Source organism: uncultured Alsobacter sp. (assembly GCF_945952055.1).
Taxonomy (GTDB): domain Bacteria; phylum Pseudomonadota; class Alphaproteobacteria; order Rhizobiales; family Beijerinckiaceae; genus Alsobacter.
Map to the genome: position 1 here is coordinate 17,891 of NZ_CAMFHB010000006.1, position 20,978 is coordinate 38,868.

General features: G+C 69.7%; 22 protein-coding genes. 9 read left to right on the forward strand and 13 right to left on the reverse strand.

Translation table 11 applies throughout. The features are described 5' to 3' along the window. Nucleotides 1-24: 24 nt before the first annotated feature. Genes Q0Q47_RS06245 through Q0Q47_RS06260 form a run of 4 tightly spaced genes read right to left on the reverse strand, consistent with a single transcriptional unit; the run spans nucleotide 25 to nucleotide 3,465 of the window. A complete protein-coding gene (locus tag Q0Q47_RS06245; protein WP_293856044.1) occupies nucleotides 25-1,191 on the reverse strand; it encodes an ABC transporter substrate-binding protein in 1,167 nt (388 codons plus the stop codon). A gap of 54 nt (nucleotides 1,192-1,245) precedes the next feature. Continuing rightward, entirely contained in the window at nucleotides 1,246-1,563 is a 318-nt protein-coding gene (locus tag Q0Q47_RS06250; RefSeq protein ID WP_293856047.1) for a YciI family protein, read from the reverse strand. Nucleotide 1,564: 1 nt separating this feature from the next. Then, the gene (locus tag Q0Q47_RS06255; protein ID WP_293856050.1) at nucleotides 1,565-2,431 is read right to left on the reverse strand and encodes a class III extradiol dioxygenase family protein; all 867 of its coding nucleotides are present in this window, start codon (nucleotides 2,429-2,431) and stop codon (nucleotides 1,565-1,567) included. Then, on the reverse strand, nucleotides 2,431-3,465 hold the full coding sequence (locus Q0Q47_RS06260; RefSeq protein ID WP_293856053.1) for an alpha/beta fold hydrolase: 1,035 nt from the start codon (nucleotides 3,463-3,465) through the stop codon (nucleotides 2,431-2,433). The genes Q0Q47_RS06255 and Q0Q47_RS06260 overlap by 1 nt, the downstream gene beginning before the upstream one ends. A gap of 215 nt (nucleotides 3,466-3,680) precedes the next feature. Here Q0Q47_RS06260 and Q0Q47_RS06265 point away from each other — a divergent pair, with 215 nt between their 5' ends. Next, entirely contained in the window at nucleotides 3,681-4,595 is a 915-nt protein-coding gene (locus tag Q0Q47_RS06265; RefSeq protein WP_293856056.1) for a dihydrodipicolinate synthase family protein, read from the forward strand. A 187-nt stretch (nucleotides 4,596-4,782) separates the two neighbouring features. Here the strand turns inward: Q0Q47_RS06265 and Q0Q47_RS06270 are convergent, their stop codons facing one another. The 7 genes from Q0Q47_RS06270 to Q0Q47_RS06300 all read right to left on the reverse strand — a co-directional run bounded on the left by Q0Q47_RS06270 (nucleotide 4,783) and on the right by Q0Q47_RS06300 (nucleotide 12,058). After that, nucleotides 4,783-5,748 (reverse strand): ABC transporter ATP-binding protein, encoded by a 966-nt coding sequence (locus tag Q0Q47_RS06270; protein ID WP_293856059.1) that lies wholly within the window; start codon nucleotides 5,746-5,748, stop codon nucleotides 4,783-4,785. After that, nucleotides 5,745-6,755 carry an ABC transporter ATP-binding protein gene (locus tag Q0Q47_RS06275; RefSeq protein WP_293856062.1) on the reverse strand — a complete coding sequence of 337 codons (1,011 nt, stop codon included), beginning with the start codon at nucleotides 6,753-6,755 and terminating at the stop codon, nucleotides 5,745-5,747. The genes Q0Q47_RS06270 and Q0Q47_RS06275 overlap by 4 nt, the downstream gene beginning before the upstream one ends. Before the next feature lie 7 nt (nucleotides 6,756-6,762). Beyond that, entirely contained in the window at nucleotides 6,763-7,686 is a 924-nt protein-coding gene (locus tag Q0Q47_RS06280; RefSeq protein WP_293856065.1) for a dihydrodipicolinate synthase family protein, read from the reverse strand. A gap of 19 nt (nucleotides 7,687-7,705) precedes the next feature. Next, complete coding sequence (locus Q0Q47_RS06285) at nucleotides 7,706-8,593, reverse strand: ABC transporter permease (protein ID WP_293856068.1); 888 nt, start codon at nucleotides 8,591-8,593, stop codon at nucleotides 7,706-7,708. After that, nucleotides 8,590-9,549 (reverse strand): ABC transporter permease, encoded by a 960-nt coding sequence (locus Q0Q47_RS06290; protein ID WP_293856071.1) that lies wholly within the window; start codon nucleotides 9,547-9,549, stop codon nucleotides 8,590-8,592. Before Q0Q47_RS06290 ends, Q0Q47_RS06285 begins: the two co-directional genes overlap by 4 nt. Nucleotides 9,550-9,722: 173 nt before the next feature. Next, complete coding sequence (locus Q0Q47_RS06295; RefSeq protein ID WP_293856552.1) at nucleotides 9,723-11,303, reverse strand: ABC transporter substrate-binding protein; 1,581 nt, start codon at nucleotides 11,301-11,303, stop codon at nucleotides 9,723-9,725. A gap of 26 nt (nucleotides 11,304-11,329) precedes the next feature. Beyond that, the gene (locus Q0Q47_RS06300; RefSeq protein ID WP_293856074.1) at nucleotides 11,330-12,058 is read right to left on the reverse strand and encodes a FadR/GntR family transcriptional regulator; all 729 of its coding nucleotides are present in this window, start codon (nucleotides 12,056-12,058) and stop codon (nucleotides 11,330-11,332) included. A gap of 132 nt (nucleotides 12,059-12,190) precedes the next feature. Between Q0Q47_RS06300 and Q0Q47_RS06305 the strand changes: the two genes are divergently transcribed. From Q0Q47_RS06305 to Q0Q47_RS06340, 8 genes are all read left to right on the forward strand, one after another. Beyond that, the gene (locus tag Q0Q47_RS06305) at nucleotides 12,191-13,123 is read left to right on the forward strand and encodes a Gfo/Idh/MocA family oxidoreductase (RefSeq protein WP_293856077.1); all 933 of its coding nucleotides are present in this window, start codon (nucleotides 12,191-12,193) and stop codon (nucleotides 13,121-13,123) included. After that, nucleotides 13,120-14,115: a Gfo/Idh/MocA family oxidoreductase gene (locus tag Q0Q47_RS06310; RefSeq protein ID WP_293856080.1), complete on the forward strand. Its 996-nt coding sequence runs from the start codon at nucleotides 13,120-13,122 to the stop codon at nucleotides 14,113-14,115. Before Q0Q47_RS06305 ends, Q0Q47_RS06310 begins: the two co-directional genes overlap by 4 nt. 108 nt (nucleotides 14,116-14,223) lie before the next feature. Beyond that, nucleotides 14,224-14,382 (forward strand): periplasmic nitrate reductase, NapE protein, encoded by a 159-nt coding sequence (locus Q0Q47_RS06315; protein WP_293856083.1) that lies wholly within the window; start codon nucleotides 14,224-14,226, stop codon nucleotides 14,380-14,382. 7 nt (nucleotides 14,383-14,389) lie between these two features. After that, a complete protein-coding gene (locus Q0Q47_RS06320; protein ID WP_293856086.1) occupies nucleotides 14,390-14,707 on the forward strand; it encodes a chaperone NapD in 318 nt (105 codons plus the stop codon). A 9-nt stretch (nucleotides 14,708-14,716) separates the two neighbouring features. Then, a complete protein-coding gene (napA, locus tag Q0Q47_RS06325) occupies nucleotides 14,717-17,245 on the forward strand; it encodes a periplasmic nitrate reductase subunit alpha (RefSeq protein ID WP_293856089.1) in 2,529 nt (842 codons plus the stop codon). Next, the gene (locus Q0Q47_RS06330) at nucleotides 17,242-17,703 is read left to right on the forward strand and encodes a nitrate reductase cytochrome c-type subunit (protein ID WP_293856092.1); all 462 of its coding nucleotides are present in this window, start codon (nucleotides 17,242-17,244) and stop codon (nucleotides 17,701-17,703) included. Before napA ends, Q0Q47_RS06330 begins: the two co-directional genes overlap by 4 nt. Before the next feature lies 1 nt (nucleotide 17,704). Next, nucleotides 17,705-18,319 (forward strand): NapC/NirT family cytochrome c, encoded by a 615-nt coding sequence (locus Q0Q47_RS06335; protein ID WP_293856095.1) that lies wholly within the window; start codon nucleotides 17,705-17,707, stop codon nucleotides 18,317-18,319. Beyond that, a complete protein-coding gene (locus Q0Q47_RS06340; protein ID WP_293856098.1) occupies nucleotides 18,310-18,816 on the forward strand; it encodes a DUF4142 domain-containing protein in 507 nt (168 codons plus the stop codon). Before Q0Q47_RS06335 ends, Q0Q47_RS06340 begins: the two co-directional genes overlap by 10 nt. 27 nt (nucleotides 18,817-18,843) lie before the next feature. Here Q0Q47_RS06340 and Q0Q47_RS06345 read toward each other — a convergent pair whose 3' ends face one another. Next, nucleotides 18,844-20,040, reverse strand: coding sequence for a mandelate racemase/muconate lactonizing enzyme family protein (locus Q0Q47_RS06345; protein WP_293856101.1), 1,197 nt, complete (start codon nucleotides 20,038-20,040; stop codon nucleotides 18,844-18,846). Between the two features lie 165 nt (nucleotides 20,041-20,205). Then, on the reverse strand, nucleotides 20,206-20,943 hold the full coding sequence (locus Q0Q47_RS06350) for a ribonuclease activity regulator RraA (protein ID WP_293856104.1): 738 nt from the start codon (nucleotides 20,941-20,943) through the stop codon (nucleotides 20,206-20,208). Between the last annotated feature and the right edge of the window lie 35 nt (nucleotides 20,944-20,978).

Below are 20,978 nucleotides of genomic sequence, written 5' to 3' on the forward strand. Positions count from 1 at the left end.
CGAAGTTTCGAGTCAATCGTACGATCAGCGGCCGGCCTTCGCCGGATCCTTCATCGCCTCGCTCTTGTCGAACTCGATGTTGTAGAGTTCGCCGTTCACGCGCTCGACCTTGCGGATGTAGACGTTCTGCACGAACTCGCGGGTGGCGGGGTCGATGGAGACCGGACCGCGCGGGCTCGTCCAGGAGAGGCCCTTCATGGCGTTGACGAGGGCTTCCCCACCCTGGCCGTTGGTCTTCTTCAGGCCCTCGTAGATGGCGGTCATGCCATCATAGCCGCCGACCGCCATGAAGTTGGGGCGCATGTTGTTGTTGGCCTTCTTGAAGGCCTCGACGAACGCCTTGTTCTCGGGGCTGTCGTGGGCCGCCGAGTAATGGTGCGAGGAAATCACGCCCAGCGCCACGTCGCCGACCGAGTTGATGAGGTCGTCGTCCGTGACGCTGCCTTCGGCGATCAGCTTCACGCCCGACTTGTCGAGGCCGCGCTCGACGAACTGCTTCATGAACTGGGAGCCGACGCCGGACGGCACGAAGGCGAGGAGGACGTCGGGCTTCGCGTCCGCGACCTTCTGCAGGAAGGGCGAGAAGTCCGGGTTGGCGAGGGGCACGCGCATGTTCTCGACCGTGCCGCCAGCCTTGGTGAAGGTCTCGGTGAAGGCCTTCTCGACGTCGATGCCCGGGCCATAGTCGGAGACGATGGTCATCGCCTTCTTGAAGTTCTGCTTCACGGCCCAGTTGGCGAGCGGCACCGTCGCCTGGAACGAGGTGAAGCTCGTGCGCACGATGAAGGGCGACTGGTCGGTGATGATCGAGGTCGCGGCGGCCATGACCACCTGCGGCGTCTTCGACTGGGTGGCGAGCGGCGCGCTGGCGAGCGCCAGCGGGGTCAGGCCGAAGCCGGCGATGACGCCGACGCGGTCGTTGACGATGAGCTCCTGCGCGATGCGCTTGGAGACGTCCGGCACGCCGGTGTCGTCCTTGACGATGAGCTGGATCTTCTTGCCGGCGACGGTGTCGCCGTTCTGCGCCATGTAGAGCTTGGCCGCGGCCTCGATCTGCCGGCCGGTCGAGGCGAAGGGCCCCGTGAGCGGCAGGATGAGGCCGATCTTGAACGCCTCCTGCGCGGAGGCGCCGGTGATGCTGCCCGCCACCATGGCGGCGCCGGCGAGGCCGATGAAGGTCCTGCGAAGCATGTGTCTTTCTCCTCCCAAGGGCCATTCGGCCCGATTGAACGAATGCGCCCGCTATCAGCGGGTCAGCGGATCGATGCGTTGCGCCTGGAAGCGCGCGGCGATGGGCGTGATCTCGATGGCCTCCACGAGGCCGGCCTTGGCGAACGGGTCGGCCTCGGCGAAGGCCTGCACGGCGGCGCGGTCCGGCGCGTCCATGACGCCGAAATTGCCGACCGGCGTCTCGCCGTCCTCCAGCGTCAGCGCGCCGCCCGTGAGCACCCGCGCGACACCGCCGCCGCCGGTGGCCACGTGCTCGCGGTGCGCGTCGCGGTGGCGGGCGCGGAGCTCTTCCATGCCGGCCCGGTGGCGGCAGACCATCAGCCAGTACGCCATGTCAGGCCGCCGCCCGGCCGGTTGCGCCGGCCTCGTTCTCGAGCACGATCATGCCCGCCCCGGTCATGGAGGCGGGCACGAAGTAGTGCGTGTGCAGGACCTTCACGGCCTCATCCATGCAACCGCGCATGACGAGCCACATCATCAGCTCGGCGCCTTCGCTGCCGAAGAGCTCGACGTAGCGCTCGCGCGATAGGCTGGCGAGCTTGCCGGGGTCGGCCGCGATGTCGCGCAGGAAGGCGCGGTCGGCTTCCGGATTGACGAAGCCGGCGCGCGCGCCCTGCAGCTGGTGCGAGAGGCCGCCGGTGCCGACGACGACGAAGCGCTCGTCGCTGTCGTAGCTCTCGATCGCCTTGCGCAGCACCTGGCCCAGCTCCCAGCAGCGGGAGGGCAGCGGGATCGGGTACTGGATGACGTTGACGAAGATCGGGACGACCTTCACCGGCCAGGCCGCGGGGCGGCCCCAGAACAGCTCCATCGGCACCTGGATGCCGTGGTCGACGTCGATCTCCTGGCAGATCATCGGGTCGAAGCGGTTCTCGACCAGGGTGTCGACGAGATGCCACGAGAAATCGACCGCGCCCTGGAAGGGCGGGATGGGGCGCGGGCCCCAGCCTTCGTCGACGGGTTTGTACTCCTCGGCGCAGCCCACCGCGAAGGTCGGCACGCGGTCGAGGAAGAACGAGTTGCCGTGGTCGTTGAAGATGACGACGGCGACGTCGGGCTTTGCCTCTTTCACCCAGTCCTGGCCCGGGATGTAGCCGTCGAAGAACGGCTTCCAGTCCGGCGTGTCGCGCAGGCCCTTGTCGAGGGCGGCGGCGATGGAGGGGACGTGCGACGTCCCGAGGCCTCCGATGAGCTTCGCCATTACTTCTTCCCCAAGCGGTCGCGCAGGAATGCGTCGTGGGCCATGCCGGCCTGGTGCGCGCCGATCTCGGTGATGCGCACCGGGTCGACGGCCGAGATCTTCAGGATGAAGAACAGGTTGCCGCCGAGCCGCACCATCTCGCGCCAGTCGCGGGACATGACGGCCTTCTTCTCGTCGGCGGTCAGGCTGAAGCGGTCGAGATAGGCTTCCTCGTCGGCCTTGAAGGCCTCCCGGTTCTCCGGCTTCGACAGGCCCATCGCCATCTTGTTGATGCGGTAGCCGCGGCGCTGGCGCTCGCGGTCGAACAGCGGCGTGTCGGGAATGCGGTCGGCGGTCATGGGGCTCTCCATGTCGAGCCAAGCGAGGAGGGCCGCGGTCACCTGGTCCGGCTGCTCGACCGGCGACATGTGGCCGCTGTCCTCGATGATGACGAGCCGCGCGCCGGGGATCGCCGCGGCGATCTCCTCGTGCTGGGCGAGCGGGCTCCAGCGATCCTGGCGTCCGACGGCGACGAGGGTGGGGCAGGCGATCGCAGACAGGTGCTCGCGGGCGTTGGGCCGCCCGAGCAGCGCCCTGATCTGGCGGTCGTGCTGGTCCGCGGTGGCACGCTTCACCATCTCCCGCAGCGGCTCCATGAGCGCGGCGTCGCCCGTGCGGGCCTCGTGCACCATGGGCGGCAGCCAGCGGTCGGCCAGGGCCGCCATGCCCTCGCGCCGGGCGAGGTCGACGAGGACCTGCCGGGTGGCCTCCTCGCCGTCGCGCCTGGGGTGGGCGCCGGTGTCGAGGAGCGCCAGCCGCTCGATACGCTCGGGGGCGAGGCGAACCATCTCCAACGCGACGCGGGCGCCCATCGAGTGTCCCACGACGGCGAGCGGTCCCTGCGCCAGTGCCAGCGTGTCGCGGGCCATGGCGGTGATCGAATCCTGCGTCGAAAGGTCGGCCACGACGACGGGGGCGCGCTGCGACAGGGCCGCCACCTGGCTCGTCCAGATGCTGGCGTCGCACAACAGGCCCGGAATCAGGACGATCGTCACCGTGGTTTCCACCCTCTTGGGCCTCGGGCGGCGCGTTTCGCCACCGAAGCCTGCTCTATGTGGGGCGGCTCACTCGTGAAGCAAATGGTTTGTTTTTCCGAATTGATGAACAGGATTCAGGCGAGCGACGGCGCGACCCCTTTCGTTTGCCAAGCGGCGGCGCCTGTCGGACAAAGGGCGCAGCCGCGACGAGACGGCATCGGGACGGACGATCCATGCGATTGAAGGGCAACTGGGCGACGCTGCTGCTCCCCATCCAGGCCGACGAAGCCATCGACTTCGCCGCGCTCGCCGAGGAGATCGACATCCTGGCTTCGGCCCGGGTCGACGGCATCTATTCCAACGGTACGGCCGGCGAGTTCCACAACCAGACCGAGGACGAGTATCGCCGCATCCAGGACCTCCTGGCCTCGCGCTGCGCCCAGGCGGGGACCCCCTTCGTCATCGGCGCCTGCCACTCCGATCCGCAGGTGTCGCGCCAGCGCGTCCGCGACGCGACGGCGCTGAAGCCCGCCGGCATCCAGGTGATCCTGCCGGACTGGTGGCCGCTCACCAATGCCGAGGCAGCCGACTTCCTCGCCATGATGGCGGAAGCCGCCGGCGGCGTGCCGCTGATCCTGTACAACCCGCCTCATGCGAAGCGCGTGTTGGCCCCCGCCGACATCGCCGCGGTCACCGCGGGCGTGCCGACGGTCACCGGCGTGAAGCTCGGGGACGGCGATGCCGCGTGGTACGCGCAGGCACGCCAGCATCTCTCCCACCTCAGCCTGTTCGTGCCGGGGCACCACCTCGCTACCGGCATGAAGGAGGGCGTCGCCTCGGGAGCATTCTCCAACGTCGCCTGCCTCAGCCCCTCGGGCGCCCAGCGCTGGACCGACCTCCTGCGGCGCGATCCCGACGCCGGCATGGATCTGGAACGCCGGCTCTGCGCCTTCATGGACGAGCACATCGTGCCGTTCCGGCGGGACCACGGCCACGCCAACGCGGCACTCGACAAGCTGCTGGCGGCGATCGGTGGCTGGGGGCCGGTGGGGACGCGGTTGCGGCGGCCTTACCGGTGGATCGCGATGGCCGAGGCGGAGAGGCTCCGGCCGGTGGCCCGGGCCATGCTGCCGGAGCTGTTCGTCTAGCTCGGACATCGCCCTGGGACTTGGTTGGCGTTAGCCGCGATCTTCCAGCCTCGTCATGCCCGGGCTTGGCCCGGGCACCCACGACTTCGGGATGGCCCCTGCAAAGTCGTGGATGGCCGGGCCAGGCCCGGCCAGGACGGCTGAGAGGGAGCGGCAAGACCGATTGCCACTGCTTACAGATTGTTGCTCAAAGCTTCAGGCACGCCGCCTGGTGGTCCGTCCCCACGCCCTGTAGCGCCGGCACCGTCCCGGCGCACTCCGCCGTCGCAATCGGACACCGCGTCCGGAACACGCATCCCGACGGCGGTGAGAGCGGGCTCGGGATGTCGCCCTTGAGCACGGTGCGCTGGCGCTTCTCGCCGGGCACCGTGGAGGGCACGGCGGAGAGCAGGGCCTGGGTGTAGGGGTGGCGGGGGGCGGTGTAGACCGCTTCGCTCGGGCCTGCCTCCATGACGCGGCCGAGATAGAGCACGACCACCGTGTCGGCGAGGAACTCGATGACCGAGAGGTCGTGCGAGATGAGCAGCATCGTCTGGCCGGTCCGCGCCTGCAGGTCGCGCAGCAGGTTGACGATCTGGGCCTGGATGGAGACGTCGAGCGCCGACACGGGCTCGTCGGCGACGATGAACTCGGGCTCCAGCGTCAGGGCGCGGGCGATGCCGATGCGCTGGCGCTGGCCGCCGGAGAACTCGTGCGGATAGCGGGCCAGCGCCTCGCGCGGCAGCTCGACCGCGTCGAGCGCCATTGCGGCGCGGTCCAGCCGCTCGGCGCGGGTGCCGACGCCCTGGATGTCGAGGCCCTCGGAGAGGATGTCGCCCACCGTCATGCGCTGCGACAGGCTCGCATAGGGGTCCTGGAAAATGTACTGCATGCGCTTGCGCCAGGGACGCAACGCGGAGGCCGACAGGCCGGCGATGTCGGTGCCGTCGTAGACGACCTTGCCGCCGGTGGGGTCGATGAGCCGCAGGATCGTGCGGCCGACCGTGGTCTTGCCGGACCCGGACTCGCCGACGAGGCCGACCACCTGGCCGCGCCGGATGGTGAACGTCACATCGTCGACCGCGCGCACCACCTTGCTGCCGCCGAACAGGCCGCCACCGCCGAAATGCTTGGTGAGGCCGCGGACCTCGACGAGGGGCGAGGGGGCGCTCATGCTGCGGCGTCCCAGCGGTGGCAGCGCACCGAACGCGCCGGCGAGGGGACAGTCGGGCCCGGCGCCTCGGTGCGGCACCGGTCCACGGCGAGCGGGCAGCGGCCGGCGAAGGCGCAGCCGGTGGGCAACGCCATGAGGCTCGGAACCTGGCCGGGGATGGCCGCGAGCTTCTGGCCGGCGCGGCGCAGCCGAAGCGCCTCGCCGGGGCGCGGCACGGAGGCGAGGAGGCCGCGCGTGTAGGGATGGCGCGGCGCGGTGAACACCTCCGCCACCGGGCCTTCCTCGACGATGCGGCCCGCATACATGATGGCCACGCGGTGGGCCATGTCGGCGACGACGCCCAGATTGTGGGTGACGAACAGGATGCCCATGCGAAGGCTCTCCTGCAGGCCCGTCATCAGCTCGACGATCTGCGCCTGGACGGTGACGTCGAGCGCGGTCGTCGGCTCGTCGGCGATGAGCAGGCCGGGCCGGCAGACGAGCGCCATCGCGATCATGGCGCGCTGGCGCATGCCGCCGGAGAGTTCGTGCGGGTAGGAGGCGAGCCGCCGGGCGGGATCGGGAATGCCGACCGAGTCGAGCATGGCGATGGCGCGCTCGCGCGCCTCGGCGCGGGTGGCGAGGCCGTGCACCAGCAAGGGCTCGGTGATCTGGTCGCCGATGGTGAGCACGGGGTTGAGGCTCGTCATGGGCTCCTGGAACACCATGCCGATGCGCGAGCCCCGGATGGTGCGCAGCGCCTCGGGGTCGAGCCGCGCCAGGTCGATCGCGCCGCCCTCGCCATGCAGCCGCACGCTGCCCGCGGCGATGCGGGCGACGCGCGGCAGGAGGCCCAGCACGGACAGCGCCGTGACCGACTTGCCCGAGCCGGACTCGCCCACGAGCGCCACCGTCTCGCCCGCGCCGATGGCGAGGTCGATGCCGTTGACCGGCGCGATCTCGGTCCCGCGCACCGTGAAGACGGTGCGCAGGCCCTCGATCTCGAGCAGGGGCGGGCGGCCGCTCATGGGCGCGTCAGACCAGTCCGACGCGCTTCAGAACGGCCTCGACGCCACGCGCTTCCTCGTCGTTGAGCGTGCGCTGCGGGCGGGCCATGACGTTCGTCTCGATGATGCCGAGCCGCTTCATCGCGGTCTTGAAGCCGCCGACGCCGGTGGAGCCGGCGCTGGTGCGCGCGGCGCCGCAGCGGATGATCTCGAAGAGGTCGCAGAGGCGCTTCTGCTCCTTGGCCGCCGTGGCCCAGTCGCCCTTGCGGGCGGCGTCGTAGAGGCGGACATAGCCGTGCGGGTCGACGTTGCCGAGGCCCGGCACGACGCCGTGCGCGCCGCCGAGCAGGACGCCATCCACGGTGAGCTCGGCGCCGGTCATCAGGAAGATCTCCGGGCGGTCGGCGAGATCGGAGACGAGGTAGCGGAAGTTGCCCTCGTCGCCGCTCGAATCCTTCACGCCGACGATGGCGCCCTCGCGCGCCAGCGTGTTGATGCTGGAGCGGTCGAGCTTGATGTGCACGCAGACGGGGATGTCGTAGGCGACGACCGGCAGCTCCGAGCCGTCCTTGACGTAGCGGAAGTGGTCGACCGTCTCGGCCTGGTTGGTGCGGGTGTAGAAGGGCGCGGTCACGACGACGGCGTCGGCGCCGGCCGCCTTGGCCGCCTTGCAGTGGCCGATCACGCGGTCGGTGGTCGGGTCGATGACGCCGGCGAGCAGCGGCACGCGGCCGTTGTTGACCTTGGCGGCATGGTCGAGGATCGCCCGGCGGGTCGCCTCGTCGTGGAAGATCACCTCGCTGGTCGAGCCCAGCACGAAGAGGCCGTGCACGCCGCCGGCGATGAGGTGCTCGAGCACGCGGGTGAAGGACGGATAGTCGACCTTGTGGTCGGACGTCAGCGGCGTGACGACCGGCGGTACGACACCATGGAAGTTCTTGGGGAGCGGCATGGGCAGGGTCCTGTCTTTGTCAGCCGATGTCTGAACGGGGATCGAAGGCGTCGCGCAGGCCGTCGCCGACGAAATTGGTGGCCATGACGGTGACGACGAGCGCGGCGCCCGGCGTCAGCCATTGCCAGGGGAACTGCTCGAGCACGAGCACGCTGCGGGCGCCGTTGAGCATGTTGCCCCAGCTCGCGTCCGGCGGTGGCACGCCGAGGCCGAGGAAGGAGAGGCCGGCTTCCAGGAGCACGGCGTTGGCGATCTGGAGCGTGGCGTAGACGACGAGCACGTCGAGCGTGTTGGGAAGGCCGTGGCGCAGCACGAGGTGCCAGGTGCCGGCACCCATGTTGCGGGCCGCGAGCACGAAGTCGCGCTCGCGCAACTCCAGCAGGCGGGCCCGGGCGAGGCGGGCGAGGATCGGCCAGGAGAGGAGCGCGATGACGAGGATCGTCGGGCCGATGCCGGGGCCCGTGATCGAAGCCAGCACCAGCAGCAGCACGATCGGCGGCAGCGTCATGGCGAGGTCGACGATGCGCATGATCACGGCGTCGACGAGCTTGCCGCCGAAGGCGGCGAGCGCGCCCATCAGGAAGCCGATGACGAGGGAAATCGACACCGCGCCGATCGCCACGGAGAGCGAGATTCGCCCGCCTTCGAGAAGCCGCGCGAAAACGTCGCGGCCGACGCCGTCGGTGCCGAGCCAGTGCTTGGCGCTGGGCGGCTTGTTGAGGGCGAGGAGATCGATGGCGTTGGGCGAGAGCCCCAGCAGGGTTGGCCCCAGCAGGATGGTGCCGACGAGGACCGCCAGCACGACGAATCCGGCCACGGCCGGCCTGTTGCCCAGGAAGCGACCGAGCGCGCGCCCGGTGGGCGTTTCGCGGAAGGCCGGGGCCCGGCTGTGCAGCGCCACGCTCATGCGATCTTGATCCTGGGATCGACGACCGCGTAGGCGAGGTCGGTGAGGATGTTGGCCGCCAGCACGCAGGCGCCGACGACGAGCGTCGAGGCCATGATCACCGGATAGTCGCGGTTCTCGACGGCGTTGATGAGCATGAGGCCCATGCCCGGCCAGTTGAACACGCTCTCGATGAAGATCGCGCCGCCGACGGCCGCGCCGAGCGTCGAGCCGATGAGGGTCACGACGGGCAGCAGCGCGTTGCGCACGGCGTGCTTCACGATCACCCAGCGCTCGCGCACGCCCTTGGAGCGGGCGGTGCGGACGTAATCCTGGTTCAGCACCTCGATCAGCGAGGCGCGCATGTAGCGCATGATCAGCGCCGCGTGGCCGATGGACAGGAGAAGCGCGGGCAGCGCGAGGTGGCGCAAGAGGTCGCCCGTGGTCGGCGCGAGCCCGGGCGTGCGCATGCCGCCGGAGGGCGCCCAGCCGAGGTTGACCGAGAACACGAAGAGCCCGACGAGCGCGGTCAGGAAGGCCGGACTGGAGATGCCGACGAAGGCCGGCAGCGACAGGCCGACATCGATCACGCGGCCGCGGTTCACACCCGCGAGAATTCCCGCGGATACACCGATGACGATGGCCACCAGCAGGCCCGAGCCCATCAGCAGCAGTGTCGGTCCGACGCGCTCCGCGATCAGGCGCGCCACGGGCTCGTGGTTGCGCTGCAGGGAGTAGCCGAGGTCGCCGGCCAGCACCTGCTTCATCCAGGCGAGGTACTGGACCGGGATCGGCTGGTCGAGGCCGAGGCGCGCGCGCGTGGCGGCGAGTTCGGCCGGCGACATCGGCGCCGACGGGTCGATATAGGCATCCACCGGATCGCCGGGGGCGAGCCGCAGCAGTGCGAACACGAGCATGCTCAGCGCGACGAGCATCACGCAGCCCATGCCGATGCGGCGGAGGATGTAGAGGCCCATGGGTGTGTTCGGGAGCCCGTTGGGATCAGGTGGCCATCTCTCCACCCGTCCTGCCCGGGCTTGGCCCGGGCATCCACGACTTGGCCGGGGCAGGGTGGCGTGTCCCCGCCGAAGTCGTGGGTGGCCGGGCCAAGCCCGGCCATGACGGTGAAAAGGGGGGAGCGGAACTCAGATCAGGGCGTCACCGACCAGTTCTGGGCCTTCTGGTCGTAGGGGCCGCCGGCGGGGGCCGGGAGCCAGACGAGGTCCTTGGCCTTGGTCGAGACGACGCCGTAGCGCTTGGCCACCCACATCGTGCCCCACGGGACCGACTTGTTCATCGCCTTGCAGACGTCCTGGTAGCGGGACGCGAGCTTGTTGTCGTCGGTCTCGGCGAGCGCCGCGTCGAGGGCCGACGTCACGCCGGCATCGCGCACGCGGGCGACGTTGCCGCCGGCCGGCGGGATCTGCTTCTCGTTGATGGCGACGTTGATGCCCGACGGGTCGGGGCCGATCTGGATGCCGGCATAGACGACCGGGTACTGCGTCCAGTCCGGCGTCGCCGCGTAGACGGTGCCGTTGTAGGTGGCGACGTCGACGGCCTTCGGCACGATGTTGATGCCGACCTGGGCGAGCATGGCCTGCATGGCGGCCATGATGTTCACCTGCTGAGGCGCCGTGTAGTAGCTGAGCAGCGTGATCGGCTTGGCGCCGTTGATCTGGTCCCAGCCGGCTTCCTTCAGGAGCGCCTTGGCCTTGTCGGGGCTGTAGGCGTAGGGCTCGATGCCCGAGGGCACCAGATGGTCGGCCACGTAGCCGCAGTTGGCGGGCTTGGCGGCGCCGCCGAAGAGGCTGGCGATGATCGCGTTGCGGTCGATGGCGTACAGCACCGCCTTGCGCACGCGCTCGTCCTTCCACAGCGGGGCGTCGCCGTTGAAGCCGAGATAGTTCACGACGTAGCTGTCGCCCTCGACGACGCGGAAGGCATTGTTGCCGGCGAAGGTCTTGGCGTCGTCCGCCTCGACGTAGCTCACCTGGATCTCGCCGGACTTCAGGGCGGCCGCCGCGGTGGCGGTGGTCTTGAAGTAGCGGTTCACCAGTCCGTCCACCTTCGGCTTGCCGCCGCGGTAGTCGGCGTTGGCGGCGAGCTCGACATACTGGTCGGTCTCGTACTTCACCCACTTGAACGGGCCGGTGCCGACCGGGGTCTTCGACCACCACTCGTGCTTGGCGAGCGCGTCGACCGGGATGGCCGAGAGCTGGTGGGCGGGCAGCATCATCAGCTTGGTGAGCGTGTCCATCAGGCCGGCGTTGGGCGCCGAGAGCTTGATGACGGCGGTCTGCGCGTCGGGCGTCTCGACGTCTTTCACGGCGTTCAGGCGGGCGCCGAACACCGAGCCGGACTTCGCGTCCTTGGCGAGGCCGAGGGTGAACTTCACGTCGGCGGAGGTGAAGGGCTTGCCGTCATGCCACTTGGCGTCGGCGGCCAGCTTGAAGGTGTAGGTCAGCTTGTCCGGGCTCACCTGCCAGGAGGTGGCGAGTGCCGGCGCGATCTTCTCGAGCTTCGCGTCGTAGACGATCAGCGGCTCGTAGTAGGTCGACAGCCAGGTGAAGCCGGCGCTCGCCGACATCGGGTTGAAGTTGCCCTGGAAGCCGCCCGGGCCGACGTCGAAGCCGCCGGAGATGACGGTCTTGGTCTGAGCGAAGGTCGGTGCGGCGGCGAGGCTCGCCAGCGCCGTGCCGAGCGCGAGGGCGAGGAGACGAGTGCGATGCAGTCCAGCCATGAGTGCTTCCCCCTGTGTCACGTTCTGTCGGCCTCAGCGGCCCTTGCGTTGGCGATGACGGCGGATATGCCGTGGTAGTGCCGGGCGAGGCGCAGGCGCGCCTCGTCCACATCCTTGCGGGCCACGGCCTCCACGATCGCGTCGTGGTCGCGCCAGGTCTGCATGGGGTCTGGGTTGTCGGTGTTGAAGAAGTCCGCGGCGCGGTCGAAGGCGCGCCAGAAGACGTCGATCAGCCGGATCAGCATCCGGTTGTCGAGGCCGCGGAACAGCACCGCGTGGAAGGCGCGGTCCTCGTCGGCGAAGCTTTCGCCCTGCTCGGCGCGCCGGCGCATGGCCAGCGTGATGCCGCGCAGTTCCATGAGATCCTGCGCGGGCATGCGCTCGATGGCCTGGCCGATCATCGCCGTCTCCAGCGTGCGCCGGATCTCGATGATCTCCTCGATGTCGCGCAGCGACCGCCCGAGCCCATAGGGCAGGTTGTCGATCAGCGCATCGAGGGAGAAGGCGCGGACGAAGACGCCAATGCCGCGGCGCGTCTCAAGCATGCCGAGCGACTCCAGCGCCTTGATCGCCTCGCGCACGGAGTTGCGGCCGACGCCGAGGCTGCGGGCGAGGTCGGATTCGGCCGGGAGCGGATCGCCGGCCTTGAGCGTGTTGTCGGCGATGAACTGCTTCAGGCTCTCCTGCACGCTGACGTGCAGCAGGGGCGGGCGGGGCAGCGGCTTGAGGGCACGGGACGGTGTCACGGCCTTGGCGTCCTCCTCGCGGCCCGAGGCGTGTCCCGGGCCCTCGCTGCGCGTATCGGCAGCTTGTCAGACGACGGTATCGACTTGTAGGATATCCGTCAACGGGGCCGCTGACCCCGGCGGGAGGACACGATGCCTTCGATCGTCTTCATCGGCCTCGCCCACTGGCACGTCGGGATGCATCTCGCCGGCGCGCGGCGGGCAGGCCTCGACGTGCTCGGGGGATGGGATCCCGATCCGGCCAGGGCCGCCTCGCACGGCGTGCCGGGCTTCCCCAGCCTCGAGGCTGCCCTGCAGGCCGGGGCGACGCTCGCCTGTGTCACCGGGACGCCTCTCGAAATGCCAGAGCGCCTGACCCGGACCGCCCAGGCCGGCGTTCCCGCCCTCGTCGAGAAACCCATCGCTCCGACCGGGGCGGCGCTGCGGCAGCTCGCCGAAGAGCTGGCGGCCACGGGCGCCTGGGTCGCCGTGGCGCTCCCCCACCATGCCGGCCCTCTCTCGACCGTCGATTGCGGCGACGTGCGCCATCTCTCCGTGCGCCTGGTGAACGGCCGCCCCGCCCGGTATCGGGACTGGGGCGTGCCCTGGGTGCTCGATCCGGCCGTGGGCGGAGGCGGCGCCCTGCGCAATCTGGGTGTGCACGGCCTGGATCTCGCCCGGCTGCTGCTGGGTCCGCAGGTCCGCGTGACCGGGGCCAGCCTGCGGCGCTGGCACGGCGAGGCGGTGGAGGACCACGCCGTCGTTCACCTCGCCGCGCCGGGCGGAGCCACGGCGACGGTGGAAGCGGGCTACCTGCATCCCGACGACGGAGGCAGTGACTTCGAGGCACGCCTCATGGGCACGGGCGCGGTGGCCGTCGACACCGGCCATGCCCTCGTCGTGCACGCCTCGTCCGGAGCGATCGAGCATCGACCGGTGACGCCGCAGCCCTCGCGCTACGACGACCTGATGGCCGACGTCGCGCGGCGGGCCGCGGGAGGGCATCCGCCGGCGGCCTCGCTCCTCGACCTCGCCGGCGCCATGGACCTGATCGACGACGCGTACCGGAAGGCGGACACGGCATGAGCAGCATCGGGGTCGGACTGATCGGCGCGGGATCCTTCGGCGCCCAGCACGCGATGGCGCTGGCCCTGGCCGGCGGCTTCCATCTGGTGGGGGCCTGTCGCGAGAGCCCGCAGGGCCTGGAGGACTTCATCGCCCGCCATGGAGGGCGCGCCTACAGCGGCACGGCGGACCTCCTCGCCGATCCGGCGGTCGATGCGGTCGTCATCGCCACGCCGCACGACCGGCACGAGGAGGCGGCGGTCGCCGCGGCGCGGGCCGGCAAGGCGATCCTCCTGGAGAAGCCGCTGGCCCCGACGCTGGAGGCCTGCGACCGCATTGCCGCGGCGGCGAAGGCCGCCTCCGTGCCGCTGATGATCGGACACGTGCAGCGCTTCGCGGCGCCCCTGGTTGCGGCCAAGGCCGCACTCGACGCCGGTCGCCTGGGCGCGGTGCGCTTCGGCATGTCGGCGATGGTCAAGCTCTGGATGGAGGCCAACCGCCAGCCCTGGCACATGCGCAACGCGAGCGGCGGCGGCATGCTCATGACGGCGGGCATCCACGCGCTGGACCGGCTCCTGTGGCTGGTGGGCTCGCCGGTGCACAGCGTCACTGCGGTGGCGCAGGCCGCCTTCCACGACCAGGAATCGGACGATTCCGCCCTGCTCCTGCTGCGCTTCGCCAGCGGCGCGGCGGCGACCGTGGCGAGCATCGCCTACCGGGACGGAGCACCCTTCGGCGGCACCGAGCTCGTCTGCGAGAACGGCGTGATGCTCATCGATCCGGGTGGTGCGGTGAGGATCGGCAAAGGCGCGGCCTGGACCGCGCTGGACGTGCCGGAATCGTCCAACACCATGTTCGACGCGCTGGTGTCGGAGTGGCGGGCCTTCGGCCGGCTGATCCGCGAGGGCGGTCCCAACCCGGTGGACGCGGCGTCCGCGCGCGCGACCATCGCCTGCATCCTGGCCGCGCTGGAGTCGTCCAAACTGTGCCGAGAGGTGGTGCTGGCTCCCTAGCCCGCAGGATCGCCGCTGGATGCAGTTCCACGCATCCGTCGTCGCTGCTCAAATGTGATGGAACCCCCGCGCCGGGCCCGCGTTGCCGGCGAAGGGGAGGCGCAGGTCATGAACGCAGAGCCACGGTCTGCGGCGACACGCGAACGCCTGATGTTCGTCGTGCTCGCCGTCGTCATCTGGCCCTTCATCGCCATCGGCGTGGTTGCCGGCTGGGGCTTCCTGGTCTGGATGTACTATTCCCTCAGCGGCCCGCCGGGACCGGTGTGAGGCCGGCATGCCAGGCGACGTTCCGACCCGCCGCGACCTGATCACCGGCCGCCTTGCCCAGGCGCCGTCCGACACTCCCGAACTTCACGTGTCGAGCCTGCTCGTCCACGCCCGTCCGGCGGACGTGGATGCGATCTCCGCCGCGCTGCAGGCCATGGCGGGCGTCGAGATCCACGGGTCCTCCGCAGGCAAGATCGTCGTGACGCTGGAGACGGCGTCCGAGCACGAGGTCGTGCAGCGCCTGGGAGCGATCTCCGAGCTTCCGGGCGTGCTCTCGGCCACCCTCGTCTACCACCATTTCGAGCCCGACCGCGACGCTGGCTAGGAGGCCGCCATGGACCTGTCCCGCCGTTCGTTCCTCAAGGCCCAGGCGGCTGCCGCGGCCGCCTCGGTCGCCGGTGTCGACCTGCCGGCGCAGGCCCAGAATCTCTCGGCGGGCGACGCCATCCAGCTCAAGTGGTCGAAGGCGCCGTGTCGCTTCTGCGGCACCGGCTGCGGCGTGATGGTGGGCGTGAAGGACGGTCGTGTGGTCGCGACCCATGGCGACATGCAGGCGGAGGTCAATCGCGGCCTCAACTGCGTGAAGGGCTATTTCCTCTCCAAGATCATGTACGGGGCCGACCGGCTCACCACGCCGCTGATGCGGGTGCGCGACGGGCGCTTCGACAAGTCCGCGGACCTGCAGCCCGTGACATGGGACGCGGCCTTCGACGAGATGGCGCGGCAGTGGAAGCGCGTGCTGAAGGACAAGGGTCCGAAGGCCGTCGGCATGTTCGGCTCGGGTCAGTGGACGATCTTCGAGGGCTACGCCGCGACCAAGCTGATGCGGGCGGGCTTCCGCTCCAACAACCTCGATCCGAACGCCCGCCACTGCATGGCCTCGGCGGCCGTCGCCTTCATCCGCACCTTCGGCATGGACGAGCCGATGGGCTGCTACGACGACTTCGACAACGCCGACGCCTTCGTGCTCTGGGGCTCGAACATGGCGGAGATGCACCCGATCCTTTGGACCCGGATCATCGACCGCAGGCTCAGCCACGCGAAGGCGCGCATCGCGACGCTCTCCACCTACGAGCACCGCACCACGGACCTCTCCGACGACGCCCTGATCTTCAAGCCGGGGACCGATCTCGCGATCCTCAACTTCATCGCCAACCACATCATCCGCACCGGGGCGGTGAACCGCGCCTTCGTCGACGCCCACGTGAACTTCAGGATGGCCAACACCGACATCGGCTACGGGCTCAGGCCCGAGCACGTGCTGGAGCAACGCGCCTCGCACGCGGCGGAAGCGGCGGCCTCGCAGCCGTCGAACTTCGACGCTTATGCGCGCATGGTCGCCGACTACACGGTGGAGAAGGCCGCGGCCCTGAGCGGCGTGCCGCAGGAGCGGCTCATGGCGCTGGCCCGCATGTATGCCGATCCGGGCACGCGGGTGATGTCGCTGTGGACCATGGGGTTCAACCAGCACGTCCGCGGCGTCTGGGCCAACCACCTCGTCTACAACCTGCATCTTCTCACGGGCAAGATCTCGGAGCCGGGCAACGGGCCGTTCTCGCTCACCGGCCAGCCCTCCGCCTGCGGCACGGCCCGCGAGGTCGGCACCTTCGCTCATCGGCTGCCGGCCGACATGCAGGTCAACAATCCCGAGCACCGGCACCATGCCGAGGAGATCTGGAAACTGCCGGCCGGGCTGCTCAACGGCGAGATCGGCTACCACGCCGTGCAGCAGGACCGCATGCTGAAGGACGGCAAGCTCAACGCCTACTGGATCCTATGCAACAACAACCTCCAGACGGCGCCGAACACAACGCAGGAGACCTATCCCGGCTACCGCAACCCGGCGAATTTCGTGGTCTGCTCCGACCCCTATCCGACGGTCACCGCGCTCGCCGCCGACGTGGTGCTGCCGACCGCGATGTGGGTCGAGAAGGAGGGCGCCTACGGCAATGCCGAACGGCGCACGCACATGTGGCGCCAGCTCGTGTCGGCGCCCGGCCAGGCGCGCTCCGATCTCTGGCAGCTGATGGAATTCTCCAAGCGCTTCACGACGGAGGAGGTCTGGCCCGAAGACGTTCTGGCGGCCAACCCGGCCTACAAAGGCAAGACCCTGTTCGACGTGCTGTGGCGCAATGGGAGCGTCGATGCGTTCCCGGTCTCGCAGACCGCGGCCGACTACGACAACGCCGAGTCGAAGGCCTTCGGCTTCTACGTCCAGAAGGGGCTGTTCGAGGAGTATGCGAGCTTCGGGCGCGGCCACGGCCACGACCTCGCGCCCTTCGACCGCTACCACGAGGTCCGTGGACTGCGCTGGCCCGTCGTCGACGGCAAGGAGACGCGCTGGCGCTACCGCGAGGGCCACGACCCCTATGTGGAGAAGGGCAGCGGCTGGCAGTTCTACGGCAACGGCGACAAGCGGGCGATCGTCATGGCCGCGCCCTACGAGCCGCCCGCCGAGCCTCCGGACCAGGACTTCGACCTCTGGCTCGTGACGGGGCGCGTGCTCGAGCACTGGCATTCCGGCTCCATGACCATGCGCGTGCCCGAGCTCTACCGGGCCTTCACCGGCGCGGTCATGTTCATGCACCCCGACGACGCGCAGAAGCGGGGTCTCAGGCGCGGGCAGGAGGTGCGCATCGTGTCGCGGCGCGGCGAGATCCGGTCGCGGCTCGAGACCCGCGGCCGCAACAAGATGCCGCCGGGACTCGTCTTCGTGCCGTTCTTCGACGCGAGTCAGTTGATCAACAAGGTGACGCTCGACGCGACCGATCCGATCTCCAAGCAGACCGATTTCAAGAAGTGCGCGGTCAAGGTGATCGGCGTCGCCACGGCCCAGGGTGGTCCCGCGGGGAACGAGCCATGACGGCCCTCGCGCGCTGCTTGTCGCTCGCCACCGTCGCGACGCTCCTGGCCGGCGCGCTCGCCGCGCAGGAAGCGCCGCGCCTTACCGGGCCGACGCCCTTCACGCGGGAGACGCCGGCGCCGCCCATGCAGCGCCAACTCACCGACGACGTGCGCCGCAAGCGCAACTACCCCGACCAGCCGCCGCTGATCCCGCATGCGATCGAGGGCTATGCGCTCGACCTCAACGCCAACAAGTGCCTGAGCTGCCATGCCCGCAAGTTCACCGAGCAGTCACAGGCGCCGATGATCAGCGTGACCCACTACCAGGACCGCGACGGCAACACGCTCGGCGGCGTCTCGCCGCGCCGCTACTCCTGCCTGTCCTGCCACGTGCCCCAGACGGGTGCCGCACCGCTCGTGCCCAACACGTTCACGGACATGGATGCGCTGGTCGAGCGCGAACCGCGGGGGCGCTGAGATGGCCGCCATCGCACGGGCGTGGGGCTGGTTCTGGAGCAATCCCTGGGTGCGCACGGCGACGCGGCCGCCGGTGACGCTGTCGCTCGCCTTCCTGACGCTCGGCGGCTTCCTGGCGGGGGTGATCTTCTGGGGCGGGTTCAACACGGCGCTGGAAGCCACCAACACCGAGAAGTTCTGCACCTCCTGCCACGAGATGCAGGCCAACGTGTTCGAGGAGCTCAAGGGCACGATCCACTTCTCGAACCGCTCCGGCGTGCGCGCCACCTGCCCGGACTGTCACGTGCCGCACCAGTGGACCAACAAGATCGCGCGCAAGATGCAGGCGTCCAAGGAGGTCTGGGGGCACATCTTCGGGTCGATCGACACGCGCGAGAAATTCCTCGCGCTGCGGCGGACGCTCGCCGAGCACGAGTGGGCGCGCATGAAGGCCAATGACAGCCTCGAATGCCGGAACTGCCACAGTGCCCAGTCCATGGATCTCTCCAAGCAGAACCCGCGCGCCGCGGCCGCCCACGAGCGCTTCCTGTTCAGCGGCGAGAAGACCTGCATCGACTGCCACAAGGGCATCGCTCACCGGCTGCCCAACATGCAGGGAGTGCCCGGATGGCAGTGATGGACAGGCGCGCGGTGCTGGGTCTCGCCGCAGCGTGCGTCGTCGCCGCTCCGGCGGACGGCCAGGACCAGCCGACCCTGCGCTTCGTCGAAGCGGCCTATGCGTCGGCCCTCTTCCAGGCACAGATCTCCAACACGGCTGCCTCCCGGGACGTCCGGCCCGAGGTGAAGCGGCTGGCCGAACGCGTCGCAGCGCTCAAGGACGGCCAGATCGCCGAACTCGCCGGGCTCGCTCGCGCGGCGGGGATCGAGGTGCGCGACACGCTCGACCTAGAGCTGCGGACCATCGCCGAGAACCTGGAGCCGCTCGATTTCCTGGCCATGTCGCGGCGGTATGTGGAGGTCGAGACGCAGGCCCTGGACCGTGAGATCGCCGCCTATCGGGAGGCTGCCGCGGGCGGGGCGGTCGCGATCCGCGACTACGCCAGAGGCATGCTGCCGCGGCTCGAGGAGCTCGCGACGGCGGCCCGGTCGACATGGAACGCGGTGAAGCCGTGAGGGGCTGCTCGAAGGACGCAGGGTCGTTCAGAGCTTCGTCACGCGCACCACCGCGTCGGGCCGCTTGGTCACCTCGGGCAGCAGCTCGAGCCCCAGGCCCGGCCCCATCGGGACCGTGACCTCTCCGTTCGCCACGATGGGCAGGGCGGTCACGAGTTCCTTGTACCAGCCCGTGTAGAAGGCGCGGACGGCCTCCTGGATGAGGGCATTGCGGGCGTGCAGGGAGAAGTGGCACGACGCCATGTAGACCACCGGCCCCGTGCAGTCATGCGGCGCGACCGGCACGTGCCAGGCCTCCGCCATGCCGGCGATCTTGCGGGCCTCGGAGAGGCCGCCGCACCAGCTGAGATCGAGCATCACGACGCCCGCGGCGCCCGTCTCCAGGTACTCGCGGAAGGCATGGGTGTAGGCGAGTGTCTCCGAGGCGCAGACCCAGGCCTTGGAGTGCTTGGCGTAGTCGGCGAGGTCGCGCACGCTGTCGAGGCGGAAGGGATCCTCGTGCCAGTAGGTGTCGAACTCGGCGAGGCGCTCGGCGATGCGCTTGGCCATGGGCACGCTCCACAGCGAGTGGAACTCGACCATGATGTCCATCTTGTCGCCGACGGCCTTGCGGATCTTGCGGAACGGCTCCAGCGCCGTGTTCATCTCCTGCGCGGTGATGTCCATGCCGTTCGTGCGTTCGGCCGCGATGTCGAACGGCCAGATCTTCATGCCCGTGACGCCCTGCTCGAGCAGCGAGTGGGCGAGCTCGTCGGCACGGTACAGGAAGCCCTCGAGGTCCTCGTAGGGACCCTCCGTCTCGCCCACGTGCCAATTCTCGCTGGTCTGGGCCCGACCGTCGCGGACGTAGAGATAGCCGGCACAGGTGTTGTAGACGCGGATCCGGTCGCGTGACTTGCCGCCCAGCGCCTCGCAGACCGGCCGGCCGATGGCCTTGCCGAAGATGTCCCACAGCGCGAGGTCGATCGCCGAGTTGCCGCGCGTCTCGACGCCCGTGCCGCGCCAGCCGAGATAGTTGGCGAGCGAGCGGTTGCGCGTCTCGATCTGGATCGGGTCGGTGCCCAGCACCTTCGGCGCCACCCGGTCATGCAGGTAGGCCTCGACCGCGGTGGGCTCGAAGAAGGTCTCTCCGAGCCCCACGAGGCCCTCGTCCGTGTGCAGGCGGACCCAGATGAGGTTCGCGAATTCCTTGACGCGGATGGTCTCGAGGGCGGTGATCTTCATGGCTGCACCGGGCGTTGGTCTCTCCCCAGGCCGCGATCCATCCGCTCGTCCTGGCCGGGCCTGGCCCGGCCATCCACGACTTTGCTGGGGCCATCCTGAAGTCGTGGGTGCCCGGGCCAGGCCCGGGCATGACGGGCGGAGAGGTGGAGCGTCAGCTCCGGGTCTTCACCGTCCCTTGGCCTTCTTCCACGCCTCGTACTCGCCGCGCGCGTCGTCGTGCAGCGGGTAGTAGCGGCGGAGATCGCCGCCCTGGGAGAGCATCTCGCGGGAGAAGTCCTCCCACTCGTGATGCTTGTTGGCCTCGTCGATCGCTCGCTCGGCGAGCGTCACCGGCACGACCACCGCGCCGTCGTCGTCGGCCACGATGATGTCGCCCGGCATGACCGTGACGCCGCCCACCGCGATGGGCTCGTTGACGGCGAAGGGCATCAGCTCGACCTGGGTGTGGAAGTTCGGCGTCACGCCGCGGATCCACAGCGCGAGGTCGAGGTCCTTTGCGTTGGGCCAGTCGCGGATGCAGCCGTCGATGACGAGGCCCGCGCCGCCGCGGCCCTTGAAGTAGGTGAGCATCATCTCGCCGAACACGCCGGCGCGCATGTCGGCGCGGGCGTCGACCACGACCATGTCGCCGGGCTTCACGTGGTAGAGCACGTGGCGGTGGAGCTGCTTCTCGGGATCGAGGTATTCGCCGTCGCCGTAAAGGTCCTCGCGCTTGGGCATGAACTTCAGCGTCAGGGCCGGGCCCGCCGCGACCTTGCCCTTGTTCCAGGCCACCGGGCCGGTGATGTGCACGTTGCGGATGCCCATCCGGTTCAGCGTGCCGGTGAGGGTGGCGGCGCCGATGGCGCGCAGGCGGTCGACGACGTCCTGCGGCGGACGCTTGATGTCCTGGGTCTGGATCATGGGTCTTGTCCTTGTCTTGCCGGATGGCGCCGGGA

Coding starts and splice junctions, on each gene's coding strand:
- Q0Q47_RS06350 (WP_293856104.1), bottom strand. CDS start 20,943: ATGATCCAGACCCAGGACATCAAGCGTCCGCCGCAGGACGTCGTCGAC.
- Q0Q47_RS06265 (WP_293856056.1), top strand. CDS start 3,681: ATGCGATTGAAGGGCAACTGGGCGACGCTGCTGCTCCCCATCCAGGCC.
- Q0Q47_RS06250 (WP_293856047.1), bottom strand. CDS start 1,563: ATGGCGTACTGGCTGATGGTCTGCCGCCACCGGGCCGGCATGGAAGAG.
- Q0Q47_RS06335 (WP_293856095.1), top strand. CDS start 17,705: ATGGCCGCCATCGCACGGGCGTGGGGCTGGTTCTGGAGCAATCCCTGG.
- Q0Q47_RS06310 (WP_293856080.1), top strand. CDS start 13,120: ATGAGCAGCATCGGGGTCGGACTGATCGGCGCGGGATCCTTCGGCGCC.
- Q0Q47_RS06270 (WP_293856059.1), bottom strand. CDS start 5,748: ATGAGCGCCCCCTCGCCCCTCGTCGAGGTCCGCGGCCTCACCAAGCAT.
- Q0Q47_RS06245 (WP_293856044.1), bottom strand. CDS start 1,191: ATGCTTCGCAGGACCTTCATCGGCCTCGCCGGCGCCGCCATGGTGGCG.
- Q0Q47_RS06275 (WP_293856062.1), bottom strand. CDS start 6,755: ATGAGCGGCCGCCCGCCCCTGCTCGAGATCGAGGGCCTGCGCACCGTC.
- Q0Q47_RS06345 (WP_293856101.1), bottom strand. CDS start 20,040: ATGAAGATCACCGCCCTCGAGACCATCCGCGTCAAGGAATTCGCGAAC.
- napA (WP_293856089.1), top strand. CDS start 14,717: ATGGACCTGTCCCGCCGTTCGTTCCTCAAGGCCCAGGCGGCTGCCGCG.
- Q0Q47_RS06330 (WP_293856092.1), top strand. CDS start 17,242: ATGACGGCCCTCGCGCGCTGCTTGTCGCTCGCCACCGTCGCGACGCTC.
- Q0Q47_RS06285 (WP_293856068.1), bottom strand. CDS start 8,593: ATGAGCGTGGCGCTGCACAGCCGGGCCCCGGCCTTCCGCGAAACGCCC.
- Q0Q47_RS06340 (WP_293856098.1), top strand. CDS start 18,310: ATGGCAGTGATGGACAGGCGCGCGGTGCTGGGTCTCGCCGCAGCGTGC.
- Q0Q47_RS06280 (WP_293856065.1), bottom strand. CDS start 7,686: ATGCCGCTCCCCAAGAACTTCCATGGTGTCGTACCGCCGGTCGTCACG.
- Q0Q47_RS06315 (WP_293856083.1), top strand. CDS start 14,224: ATGAACGCAGAGCCACGGTCTGCGGCGACACGCGAACGCCTGATGTTC.
- Q0Q47_RS06290 (WP_293856071.1), bottom strand. CDS start 9,549: ATGGGCCTCTACATCCTCCGCCGCATCGGCATGGGCTGCGTGATGCTC.
- Q0Q47_RS06320 (WP_293856086.1), top strand. CDS start 14,390: ATGCCAGGCGACGTTCCGACCCGCCGCGACCTGATCACCGGCCGCCTT.
- Q0Q47_RS06255 (WP_293856050.1), bottom strand. CDS start 2,431: ATGGCGAAGCTCATCGGAGGCCTCGGGACGTCGCACGTCCCCTCCATC.
- Q0Q47_RS06305 (WP_293856077.1), top strand. CDS start 12,191: ATGCCTTCGATCGTCTTCATCGGCCTCGCCCACTGGCACGTCGGGATG.